11 protein-coding genes are annotated in these 10,902 nt (G+C 66.1%); 8 read left to right on the top strand and 3 right to left on the bottom strand.

What is annotated here, in order from left to right; genetic code table 11:
* The 5 genes from H8B03_RS19020 to H8B03_RS16685 form a co-directional block, all read left to right on the top strand.
* Positions 1-247 (top strand): hypothetical protein (locus tag H8B03_RS19020; protein ID WP_226926036.1); only part of this gene is annotated, 247 nt, incomplete at its 5' end.
* 302 nt (positions 248-549) lie between these two features.
* The gene (locus tag H8B03_RS16700) at positions 550-1,581 is read left to right on the top strand and encodes an extracellular solute-binding protein (protein ID WP_226926057.1); all 1,032 of its coding nucleotides are present in this window, start codon (positions 550-552) and stop codon (positions 1,579-1,581) included.
* A gap of 58 nt (positions 1,582-1,639) precedes the next feature.
* Positions 1,640-2,740 carry an ABC transporter ATP-binding protein gene (locus tag H8B03_RS16695; RefSeq protein ID WP_193143029.1) on the top strand — a complete coding sequence of 367 codons (1,101 nt, stop codon included), beginning with the start codon at positions 1,640-1,642 and terminating at the stop codon, positions 2,738-2,740.
* The gene (locus H8B03_RS16690) at positions 2,740-3,597 is read left to right on the top strand and encodes an ABC transporter permease (protein ID WP_193143028.1); all 858 of its coding nucleotides are present in this window, start codon (positions 2,740-2,742) and stop codon (positions 3,595-3,597) included. The genes H8B03_RS16695 and H8B03_RS16690 overlap by 1 nt, the downstream gene beginning before the upstream one ends.
* A gap of 10 nt (positions 3,598-3,607) precedes the next feature.
* Positions 3,608-4,459 (top strand): ABC transporter permease, encoded by an 852-nt coding sequence (locus H8B03_RS16685; protein ID WP_193143027.1) that lies wholly within the window; start codon positions 3,608-3,610, stop codon positions 4,457-4,459.
* Between the two features lie 9 nt (positions 4,460-4,468).
* On the opposite strand, the gene H8B03_RS16680 is transcribed toward H8B03_RS16685, so the two are convergent.
* The 3 genes from H8B03_RS16680 to H8B03_RS16670 are packed head-to-tail and all read right to left on the bottom strand — an operon-like array spanning position 4,469 to position 7,581.
* A complete protein-coding gene (locus tag H8B03_RS16680; RefSeq protein WP_193143026.1) occupies positions 4,469-5,515 on the bottom strand; it encodes an ABC transporter substrate-binding protein in 1,047 nt (348 codons plus the stop codon).
* The gene (locus tag H8B03_RS16675; RefSeq protein ID WP_226926034.1) at positions 5,505-6,923 is read right to left on the bottom strand and encodes a sensor histidine kinase; all 1,419 of its coding nucleotides are present in this window, start codon (positions 6,921-6,923) and stop codon (positions 5,505-5,507) included. The genes H8B03_RS16680 and H8B03_RS16675 overlap by 11 nt, the downstream gene beginning before the upstream one ends.
* The gene (locus H8B03_RS16670) at positions 6,910-7,581 is read right to left on the bottom strand and encodes a response regulator transcription factor (RefSeq protein WP_193143025.1); all 672 of its coding nucleotides are present in this window, start codon (positions 7,579-7,581) and stop codon (positions 6,910-6,912) included. Before H8B03_RS16670 ends, H8B03_RS16675 begins: the two co-directional genes overlap by 14 nt.
* Positions 7,582-7,772: 191 nt before the next feature.
* On the opposite strand from H8B03_RS16670, the gene H8B03_RS16665 reads away from it, so the two are divergent.
* The 3 genes from H8B03_RS16665 (at position 7,773) to H8B03_RS16655 (ending at position 10,850) form a co-directional block, all read left to right on the top strand.
* A complete protein-coding gene (locus H8B03_RS16665; RefSeq protein WP_193143024.1) occupies positions 7,773-8,762 on the top strand; it encodes a tripartite tricarboxylate transporter substrate binding protein in 990 nt (329 codons plus the stop codon).
* A 107-nt stretch (positions 8,763-8,869) separates the two neighbouring features.
* Complete coding sequence (locus H8B03_RS16660) at positions 8,870-9,301, top strand: tripartite tricarboxylate transporter TctB family protein (protein ID WP_193143023.1); 432 nt, start codon at positions 8,870-8,872, stop codon at positions 9,299-9,301.
* 10 nt (positions 9,302-9,311) lie between these two features.
* Positions 9,312-10,850 carry a tripartite tricarboxylate transporter permease gene (locus tag H8B03_RS16655; protein ID WP_193143022.1) on the top strand — a complete coding sequence of 513 codons (1,539 nt, stop codon included), beginning with the start codon at positions 9,312-9,314 and terminating at the stop codon, positions 10,848-10,850.
* Positions 10,851-10,902: the final 52 nt, after the last annotated feature.

Raw genomic sequence — 10,902 nt, 5'->3', positions numbered from 1 at the left:
TTCCGAAGCCTCTCAACCCCGTCCAGCCCCCCAACAGCGCGTCGCCGCCCCGTCGGTGAAGGGGTGTCTAGAGCCACTCAAACAGAGTCGCAACCCCTTTTTTGAAGAAAATGAAGGTTTCTGGAAATCCCCGGAAAAAACAAACAATAACATACGGATACTATCCATCACCCGCACAGCAACACTCCCCGCCAAAACCAGAACACACCCAAACCAAAACCACAAACGGTACCGCGATACCCAATGACCAAAGGGAAAGGGGAAGATCGGCGCGACGCAACACAACAAGAAGGCGAGTCAGGGGGATTCTATCCGCGCCCGGACCCCCTGCAGGCGCCACCCGCCCGCAAACGGCCCCCGGTCCGCAACGCCCCGTCCCCCGCGACATCTGCCGGAAAAGCGGCCCATCGTCATGCTGCCGTCAAACTCTCCTGAAAGGATTTGACGGCTGGAAACGCGGGGGCCAAGGTGTCTCCCACGTAAAAATCAGAAAAACCAACGGGGTTCCCTATGACTACTCGCTGCCTTGCCACCTGTTCCGCCGCAGCCATGGCTGCCGTGCTGACCGTGGCACCCGCCTCTGCCGATACGCTGCGCCTTCTGACCTGGAGCAACTATGCCCCCCAAGAGGTGATCGAGATGTTCGAGGCCGAAACCGGCCATACGGTCGAGGTCACAAGCTCGAACAATGAAGAAATGATCGCCAAGCTGCGCGCTACCGGCGGCAGTGGCTTCGATCTGGCCCAGCCCAGCCAGGATCGCATCGCCGGTCCGCAGGAAGAATTTGGCATCTACAAGCCCATCGATCTGTCCAAGATCGACACTGCGCTGTTCATCCCCTCGATGCTGGAGGCCACCAAGGCCAACACCACCGTCGGCGGCGAGGTCTACGGCCTGCCGCATGTCTGGGGCACCAATGGTCTGGTGCTGGACCGCAGCATGGCAAGCTCGGTGAAGGACTATACCGACTTGTGCAACGATGATGTGGCCGGCAAGGTGTCCTACCGTCTGAAACGGCCGACGCTGATCGGCTTTGCCTATTCCATGGGGATGGATCCCTTCGCCGCCTATGGCGACGAGGCGGCCTATACCGAGATCATGGAAAAGGTCGAAGCCAAGCTGATCGAGTGCAAGCCCAACGTGAAGACCTACTGGGGCGGCGGTGATGAGCTGATCGGCCTGATGAACTCGGGCGAGGTCGTGGCCTCGATGGCCTGGGATTTCGGCGGCTGGAAGCTGAATGCCGAGAACCCGGACATCTCCTTCGTGGCCCCGGCTTCGGGCGCGCTTGGCTGGATCGACACCTTCGTGCTGCCTGCCAAAGGCAAGGCCGATGACGCCGCCTATGCCTGGATCAACTTCGTGATGCAGCCCGAGATCGCCGCCAAGATCACCGCGGCCGCCGGCAACTTCACCGCGTCGCTGGGCGCCGATGCCTTTGCCGACGAAGACCTGAAGGTGCGCTTCCAGGACAGCTTCCCGCAGGAAGCCATCGACAACATCAAGTGGTATCCGCCGGTGCCCGCCGGTCTGGAAACCATCGAAGGCGGCGTGCTGGACCGCGTCAAGGCCGCCAACTGAACCTGACCTTCGCGGTGCCTGCCTCGTGCGGGCACCGCCCCTCTTATACCGGCTCCCCATGACCCCTGATCTTGAATGCCTGACCCTGACCAAACGGTTCGGCGATACTCTGGCCGTGGACGAGGTTTCGTTTGACGTGCCCCGCGGTTCGTTCTTTTCCATCCTCGGGCCATCGGGCTGCGGCAAGACCACGGTCATGCGGATGATCGCGGGGTTTCTGGAACCGACCTCGGGCGATATCCGCATCCGCGGCCGCTCGGTTCTGGACACGCCGCCCAACAAGCGCCCGGTGAACATGGTGTTCCAGCACCTGGCGCTGTTCCCGATGATGAACATCGCCGACAACATCGGCTATGGGTTGCGCCGCGCCGGGCTGCCGCGCGACCAGATCGCCCGCAAGGTCGACGAGGCGCTGGACCGTATCGGCCTGCCCGGCATTGGCCAGCGCAAGGTCGACGAGCTGTCCGGCGGCCAGAAACAGCGCGTCGCCATCGCCCGCTGCATGGTGCTGGAGCCCGAGGTGCTGCTGCTGGACGAACCGCTGGGCGCGCTGGATCTGAAACTGCGCGAACGCATGAAGGTCGAGCTGAAATCCCTGCAAGCCGCCTTTGACACCACTTTCGTCTACATCACCCACGACCAGTCCGAGGCGCTGGTGATGTCAGACCATATCGCGGTGATGAACGAAGGCCGCTTCGAACAGGTCGGCAGCGGGCAGGATCTGTATTATCGCCCCGCCACCGCCTTCGTGGCGGGCTTCGTGGGCGACAGCAACCGCTGGTCCGGACAGGTCGAGCGGGTCGAGGGCGACGCCCTTATCCTGCGCACCGACAGCGGGTTGACCCTGCGCGGCGACCGCCATGACCGCGCCCTTTCCCCCGGCGACCGGGCCGAGATCTTCGTCCGTCCCGAGGCCATCCGCATCGCCCCGTCCGCCGAGGATCTGGCCGGGTTCGACAATCGCCTGTCGGGCACCGTCACCTCGCTGCTGTTCAACGGCGCCGACAGCCGGATCCTGGTCAAGGACGAAGGCAGCACCGAGGAAATCGCCGTCAACCTGCCGCAATCGGGCGAATTCGCCCATCTGGCGCGCGGCGCGCAGGTGCATATCGGCTGGGCCGCCGCACAGGGCAATTGCTTCGCGGCGGGGGCCTCCTGATGCGGGCCGAGGCGAAACTGGGCCTGATCCTGCTGCTGACACCGCTGCTGCTGTGGCTGACCCTGCTGATCCTGATCCCGCATATCGACATGGCGCTGGTGTCCCTGCGCGAGCGCGTGGGCGTCGGCGAATACCGCTTCAGCTTTGCCAACTACTGGACCTTCCTCAGCGAGCCGCTGTACCTGCGTACCTTCCTGCGCACGGCGGTGATGTCGATCCTGGCCACGGTGCTGACGCTGCTGATCGGCTTTCCGGTGGCCTATTACATCGCCAAGATGGCGCGCGGGCGGATGCGCTCGGCACTGTTCCTGCTGTGCCTGGTGCCGTTCTGGGTGTCGGAACTGGTGCGCACCTTCGGCTGGATGATCCTGCTGCGCGAAACCGGGTTGATCTCGAACCTGCTGCAATACCTCGGGCTGGTCGATGGGCCGGTCGAGATGCTGTACAACGACGCCGCCATCATGGTCGGGCTGATCTACACCTCGATGCTGTTCATGGTGGTGCCGCTGGTCACCACGCTGGAAACCCTGCCCGACGAGGTGATCGAGGCGGGCTATGATCTGGGCGGCAACGGCGCTTCGGTCCTGCGCGAGATCATCATTCCCCACGCCACCCCCGGCATCGTCTCGGGCTGCATCGTGGTCTTCATGCTTTCCCTGGGCAACTACCTGACCCCGATCATGCTGGGCGGCAAGGACAGCCTGTGGTTCACCGAGCTGATCTATTCGCAGTTCATCGTCCGCTTCAACTGGGAGCTCGGCGCCGCCTTCGGCTTCCTGCTGCTGGGCCTGTCCTCGGCCATCGTCTGGGGGATGCTGAAGCTGACCGGCCAGTCCCTCGAAAAGACCATGGGATAGGAGGCCCGCCATGATCCCTTCCATCCCGCAACCGCGGTTCCTGATCGCCGCCTATACCGCCTATGTGGTGGTGTTCTTCCTGTTTCTCGCATTGCCGCTGGTGGTGGTCGCGGCCTTTGCCTTCAACGACAGCCAGTTTCCCTCGCTGCCGTGGCGGGGCTTCACCTGGAACTGGTTCTTCGGCGCCGAACGGCCACAGATCGGTGTCTTCCACGAACGCCCGATCCTGCGCGCCATCGGCACCTCGGCCTTCGTGGCGGTCTGTGTATCGGTGCTGTCGGTGGCAGTGGGCCTGTCCAACGCCTTCCTGTTCAACCGCTACCGCTTTCGCGGCCAGGGGTTTCTCTATGTGCTGATGCTGCTGCCGCTGGTGGTGCCGGGCATCGTGCTGGGCATCTCGATCCTGGTGTTTTCCAGCCGGGTGGCCAACGGGCTTTGGGACGCCGCGCAATGGGATTTCGAAGCCCTGCGCCCCGGCCTGACACTGGTGATCCTGGGCCAGTTCTCCTTCATCGCCACCATCGCCACGCTGGTCATCGGCGCGCGGCTGCAAAAGTTCGACCGCACGCTGGAAGAGGCGGCGCTGAACCTGGGCGCGACGCGCCTGACGGCGGTGCGCACCGTCACCCTGCCCTTCCTGATGCCCGCCCTGATCGGCGCCTTCGTGGTGGCCTTCCTGATGAGCTTCGAGAATTTCAACACCACGCTGATGCTGGTGGGCTCGGACGCGCCGCTGACCATCGCCATGTTCGACCGCCTCAAGGAAGGCTCGACCCCGCTGCTGAACGCGGTGTCGCTGCTGCTGATGCTGGGCTCGTCGCTGCTGGCGCTGGTGATGATCGCCTTCCAGAAACGCGGCTGACGGGGCACATTATTCCGGGCGCGCGGCCCAGAAGGTGGCGCGCCATTTCTGCACGAAGATCTCGCGACGGTGCCGGTCCATCGCCACCAGCAGCGTCGGGTTGATGGGAATGTCGCGCCGGGCACTGGACGGCAGGCCGGTCTCGTCGAAATCGGGCCGCCACATCAGGTTGCTCTCGGCCAGAATGGCCTGCCCGCGCGGCGACAACAGGAAATCAAGCAGCCGGGTCGCCCCGTCGGCCTGCGCCGCGCCTTTCGGGATCATCAGGGCGCGCGACAGGAACAGGGTGTAATCCTCGGGATAGATCACCCCCAGATCAGGGCGCGGCGCGCTGTCCACGTAAGACCCCAGCACGTTGTAGGCGATGGCATAGCGGCCCTCGGACACACCTTCGATGATTTCCGCCGAACAGCAGGTCGCCACCGCCTCGACCCGGTTGAACCCTTCCATCAGGCCGCCAAAGGTGGTGGCCTCCTGGCTGTCCATGAAGGCGAACAGGAACCCCAGCCCCGAAGCCTCGATGTCATAGGTGGCGATCTTGCCGTGATACTGGGGCGCGTCGCGGCGCATCAGGTCCAGCAGGGCAAAGCGGGTGCGCGGCACCTCGGTCGCCGACACCAGCCGTGTGTTGTACAGGATCACCGCCGCCTCCTGCGTGATCCCCCAGATCTCGTCGCGCCAGCGCCGCGCCGGGGCCAGCGCCTCGGTCCGGGCCGACCGGTACGGGCTGGCACAGGCCCGGTTCACCAGATCGACCATCTGGTGCACGCCGGACGAGATCACCACATCGGCCACCGCCTGCGGCCCGGTGCAGGCCGCAAGACTGTCGGCATACAGCGCGTTCGAGCCCCATTGCTCATAGGCAATTTCCAACTCCGGGTTGTCTGCGACAAAGGTCTCCAGCACCGGGGCCATGATGACGATGTCGGTGGTCGAACGGATCGTCAGTACCGTGTCGGCCTGCCCCTGCGCGGCGGCAAAGCGCGCCACCGCCTCCTGCGCCGGGGCGGGTCCGGCCAGAAGGCCCAGAAGCACAGCCAGCGCCCTAGCCCGCATCGCGCGTCCCCCCTGCCCCGGCCCATGGCAGCACCAGGGTGATCCGGAACCCCTGCCCCGCGGGGCCCGCGCCCAGGGTCACCCGGCCGCCGAAGGCCTCGGCCACCGCGCGCACGATGGACAGGCCCAGCCCGGCGCTGTTGCCCTTCGACGCCGCCGACCGCTCGAACCGGCCGCCGATGCGGTCCAGAACATCCGGCGGCGGCCCGTCGCCCGCATCCTCGACCCAGATCTCGGCAGTGTCGCCCGCCCGGCTGACCCCCAGCCGCACCGGCGATTGCCCGTGCCGCAGCGCATTGGCCAGCAGGTTCTTCACCGCCTCGCACAACGAGATCTCGTCACCCAGAACCATGATCGCACGGTCGCCGATGACCAGTTCGACCTCGGCCTCGGGGGCCAGCACCTCGTGATCGCGGCCCTCAAGCACGTGCAGCGCCACGTCGCGCAGGTCCACCGGCTCGGGCGGGGCATTGTCCGCGCGGTGGATCACCAGCGCCCGCGACAGCATCTGGTCCAGCAGGTTGCCCAGCGACCGGGTGCGTTTGACCAGCCGGTCCAGCCGCTGTGGCAGGTGTTCGGGGTCATCCTCCAGCGCCAGTTCCGCCTGCGCCCGGATCGCCGCCACCGGGGTGCGCAACTGGTGCGCGGTGTCCGAAATCAGATGCTTCATCGCCCCGACCTGCCGGTCCAGCCGCCCCATGAACCGGTTCATCGCGCCGACCATCACCGCCACCTCTGCCGGACCATCGGCGGGCATCGGCGTCAGGTCATAGGGATCGCGCGCCGACAGTTCGCGGGCCATCCGGTCCAGCGGCCGCATCGCCGAGCGGATCACCAGAAACGCCCCCAGGATCAGCACCAGCCCGATCCCGGTCATCACCAGCACCGCGCCACGGGTCAGTCCCAACGCCATCTCGTTGCGCGCCCGCAGGGTCTGGCCGACAGTGACAAAGACGCTGCCCGAGAAATCGCGTTCCGAAAACCGCCGCACCACGGTGACAAACCGCGCCGGATCGCCATGCAGCGGCGCGTCGAAGAACACCGGCGTCTGGCCGACCTCTGCGACCGCCGCCGGGGCATCCGCATGGCCGGTCAGCAAGGCGCCACCGGCGCCGCGCACCGCGTAGGTGATCCGATCCTCCGAGGCCAGCGCCAGCAGCCCGAAGGCCGACACCGGCATGTTGACCAGTGGCGCGCCCGCGACGATGTTGACCGACCCGGCGATGTCATTGGCGGCACCGACAAGGATCTGGTCATAAGCCTGCCGCGCCGCATTGCGGCCATAGGCGAAGGCGGCGAAGGTCACCACCACGCCGCCCACGACCAGCAACGACAGCACCCCCAGCATGACCCGCGACAGCAAGCTGCCACGGCCGCCGGTTTCGAACCCGCCCTTAGCCATCCGCATGGATCCGGTAGCCCAGCCCCCGTTGGGTCTCGATTCCGACGCCGGACCCGGCCAGCTTCTTGCGCAGCCGCGCGATGTACAGCTCGATGGCATTGACGCCCACATCGGCATCGTCGAAGGCGAACAGCCCGTCGTACAGGCGCTGCTTGCTCAGCACCTGCCCCCGGTGGCGCAGCAGCAGGCCCAGCAGGGTGGCCTCGCGCCGGGTCAGTTCCAGCGGCGCACCCGACAGGGTGGCGCTCAGGGCGGCGGGGGTGAAGCTCAGCGGCCCCAGAACCAGCGCGTCGGACTTCTGTTCGGCCTCGCGCCGCACCAGCGCCCGCAGCCGCGCCTCAAGCTCACGCTGGTCAAAGGGTTTCACCAGATAGTCGTCGGCCCCAAGGTCCAGCGCGGTGACCCGGTCATCGACCGAAAACAGCGCCGTCAGCATCAGCACCGGGGTGCGGTCGCCGCGCCCGCGCAGATCGGCCAGCAGTTCGGTGCCCAGCCCGTCGGGCAGGTTGATGTCCAGCACGATCACGTCATAGCGCTGCACCGCAAGGCAATCCTCGGCGGCCTCGCGGCTGTCGGCGATATCGCAGGCCATGCCGCTCCGGCCCAGCCGGATCGCCACCGCTTCGGCCACATCGGTGGCGTCTTCGACGATCAGGACACGCATGCTTCCCCCAAAAAAATGCCGCCCGGCCCTTGAAATGCGTCCCGCCCGCGACCGGTGACAGGTTGGTGACAGCAAAGGCGCCTATCCCATCCTCAGCCATTCGCGCGACAACCGCAATCATGCGGGCCGCAATGGTTGGCCACCGGGCGGCCCGACAGCCCGGAAAAATTGGACTGTGGAGGACCCAACCCATGATTTTCAAGGCAACCCGCCTTGCGGCCGCGGCCGCCCTGCTCAGCGCATCCGCGCTTGGCGTTTCCGCCCAGGGCTTTACCCCGGAAAACCCCGAATGCATCGCGCCCGCCAACCCCGGCGGCGGCTGGGACTTCACCTGCCGTCAGGTCGGCAAGTCGCTGCAGGATCTCGGCCTGCTGGACAAGACCGTTCAGGTGGTCAACCTCGCCGGTGGCGGCGGTGGCGTGGCCTACGCCGAAGTGGTGAACAAGCGCAATGACGACAACAACCTGATCGTCGCGGCCTCCGCGGCCACCGCCACCCGCCTGGCACAGGGTGCCTATCCGGGCAACACCATGGACCAGGTGCGGTGGCTGGCCTCGATCGGGGCTGACTACGGTGTCATCGCCGTGGCCAAGGACAGCGAAATCGCCGATCTTCCGGCGCTGCTCGACATGATCAAATCCGACCCGACCTCGATCTCTGTCGCGGGCGGCTCGGCTGTGGGCGGCTGGGACCACCTGAAGGTTCTGATCGCGGCCAACGCCCATGGCATCGACGACGTGCGCTCGGTCAAATACATCGCCTTTGACGGCGGCGGCGAGGCCGTGACCCAGCTTCTGGCCGGCTCCGTGCAGGCCTTCACCGGCGACATCTCCGAAGCCAAGGGCTTTGTCGACAGCGGCGACATCCGGGTGATCGCGGTGCTTGCGCCCGAGCGTCTGGACGGCGAATTCGCCGCCTTCCCGACCGCCCGCGAACAGGGTGTGGACGTGATCGGCGCCAACTGGCGCGGTTTCTATGCCCCCGGCGGCATGAGCGACGAAGCCTATGACGCCTGGGTCGCGAAGATCGCCGATCTCTATGCCTCGCCCGAGTGGAAAGAGATCATGGCCGCCAACGGTCTGGCGCCGCTCGACCTGCAAGGCGACGCCTTCCAGACCTTCGTGGCCGAAAGCGTGGCCCAGATCCAGGCCATCTCGCGCGAGATCGGCATCATCAAGTGATGCGCCTTCGCGCCTGAACTCCGCCGGGCGCCGCCAGTTTCGCGGCGCCCGGCCCCCTGCTGCCTTCCCCGCCCCCCATCCTGCCCTGCCCCGAAAAGGAGATCCCCATGAGTGATCGCATCTTCGGCGTGGTCGGCCTGCTTCTCGCGATCGGCTTCGCCCTGGCCGCCTTCGCGATCGAAGAGAGCTTTCTTTCCGACGCCGTCGGTCCCAAAGCCTTCCCGCTGATCATCGCCACCGTGCTCGGTCTCAGCTCGATCGTCATCGCCCTGAAGCCCGACCCCGAACCCGAATGGCCCGCCCTGCCCCGCCTGGCCGAAGTTCTGGCCGCCGTCGTCGTCATGATCCTGTACGCCGAGCTTCTGCCCGAGATCGGCTTCGTCATCGCCACCGCCTTTGCCGCCACCTATCTGACCTGGCGGCTCGGCTCCGGCCTGATCGCCTCGGTGGTGACCGGGATCGGCACCTCGCTGGGCATCTACGTCATCTTCCACATGGTGCTCGGCCTGTCGCTGGCCCGCGGCCCGCTGGGGTTCTGAGAGGTACGTCATGGACACACTTGCATCCCTTGCCGACGGTTTTGCCATCGCACTGACGTGGCAGAACATCCTGCTGGCCCTTCTGGGCTGTTTCCTGGGTACCATCATGGGCGCGCTGCCGGGGCTTGGCCCCTCCAACGGCGTCGCCATCCTGATCCCGCTCGCCTTCACCCTCGGCCTTGGCGCGACGCCCTCGCTGATCCTGCTGACCTCGGTCTATTACGGCGCCATGTACGGCGGCCGGATCTCGTCGATCCTGCTCAACATTCCCGGCGATGAACCGGCGATGATGACCTGTCTGGACGGCCACCCGATGGCCAGGAAGGGCATGGCCGGTCAGGCGCTGTCGCTTTCTGGCATCGCGTCTTTCGTCGGTGCCTTCTTTGCCACCTGGGGGCTGATCTTCCTGGCGCCGCAGCTGGTCAAGATCGCCCTGCTGTTCGGCCCGGCGGAATATTTCGCCCTGTTCGCGCTGGCCTTCATGACGCTGGGCGGCGTGTCCTCGACCAACCAGGCGAAATCGGCCTTTGCCGCCGCGCTTGGCCTTGGCCTTGCGATGGTCGGCGTCGATACCCAGACCGGCGTGCCGCGCTTCACCTTCGGCGAAGTGCACCTGTATGACGGGCTGGATTTTCTGGTGGCCATCGTCGGCCTGTTCGCCCTGTCCGAGGTCTTCATCTTCCTCGAAAAACGCCACGGCGAGGCCGATGCCTCGGCCCCGGTGAAGATCGGCCGCCTGACGCCGCCGATGAAGATGCTCAAGGACACCGCCCCGACCATGGCGCGCTCCACCGTGCTGGGCTTCCTGGCGGGCGTGCTGCCGGGGGCCGGTGCCTCGCTGGGCTCCTTCATCTCCTACTCGCTGGAAAAGCGGCTGGTGGACAAGGACGGCAAGACCTTCGGCAAGGGCGATCCGCGCGGCGTGGCCGCGCCCGAGGCCGGCAACAATGCCGCCGCCGGTGGCGCGCTGGTGCCGATGCTGGCTCTGGGCGTTCCGGGCTCGGGCACCACGGCGGTGCTGCTGGCGGTGCTGCTGGCGCTGAACATCACCCCCGGCCCGCTGCTGTTCACCCAGAACCCCGATGTGGTCTGGGGCCTGATCGCGGCGCTGTTCATCGCCAACTTCATGCTGCTGGCCATGAACATCCCCATGGTGGGCCTGTTCACCCGCGTGCTGATGGTGCCACCGCGCATCCTGATGCCGGTGGTGGCCATGGTGTCCTTCGTCGGCATCTACGGCATTTCGGGGTCGTCCTTCGACCTTGTGGTGATGATCGGCTTCGGGGTCATGGGCTGGGTTCTGCGCAAGCTTGACGTGCCGCTGGTTCCGATCATCCTCGGCACGCTGTTGGGCAACTCGATGGAGAACAACCTGCGCCGCGCCATCACCATCGACAACGGCGACTGGTGGACCCTGATCGACAGCCCGCTGTCCATCGGCCTGTGGCTGTTCGCCACCATCGGCTTCATCCTGCCCCTCATCGTCGGCCGCAAGGTGAAATCGAAGATGCACGAGCGCCGCGACGAGGAAGGGTCGATCTCGGACTGACTCCCCTGCCCTGCCTGACAGGCCCGGCCGTTTCGCGACGGCCGGGCCTTTT

Origin of the sequence: Meridianimarinicoccus sp. MJW13 (assembly GCF_014901205.1) — a bacterium.
Classification (GTDB): domain Bacteria; phylum Pseudomonadota; class Alphaproteobacteria; order Rhodobacterales; family Rhodobacteraceae; genus Meridianimarinicoccus.
This window is presented reverse-complemented; position numbering and strand designations above follow the sequence as displayed.